This is a genomic window from Xanthomonas cucurbitae (assembly GCF_002939885.1).
Taxonomy (GTDB): domain Bacteria; phylum Pseudomonadota; class Gammaproteobacteria; order Xanthomonadales; family Xanthomonadaceae; genus Xanthomonas; species Xanthomonas cucurbitae.
The window spans coordinates 1-320 of record NZ_MDED01000156.1; the positions used below are offsets into that span (position 1 = coordinate 1).

1 protein-coding gene is annotated in these 320 nt (G+C 60.9%); it reads left to right on the forward strand.

Going from position 1 to position 320, the window contains the following annotated elements; translation table 11 throughout:
• A partial coding sequence (locus XcuCFBP2542_RS19175; protein ID WP_146090398.1) for a transposase occupies positions 1 to 302 on the forward strand: 302 nt, incomplete at its 5' end.
• Positions 303 to 320: the final 18 nt, after the last annotated feature.

A 320-nucleotide genomic window follows, 5' to 3' on the forward strand; every position in this document is an offset into this window, starting at 1 on the left:
GTTTGGAGGAGGCTGGGCATGCCCACACCACCCTCGATACCGGCGGTGGTCGTGCCGCAACCGAAGTCCAGGGAGCACGTTGGTTGAATGTGGTGCTGGCCAACGTCAAACGTGCCATCAGCGGCACCTACCATGCGGTGCGCCAAGCCAAGTATGCGCGGCGCTACCTGGCCGAAGCAGCTTATCGATTCAACCGCAGATTTCGTCTGGAACAGATGCTGCCGCGACTGGCGACGGCGCTGATGCGCTGCAAGCCTTGCCCAGAGCGAGTTTTGCGCATGGCAAGCAACTTTCTTGGCTGAGGGATGGGGCTAATCAGG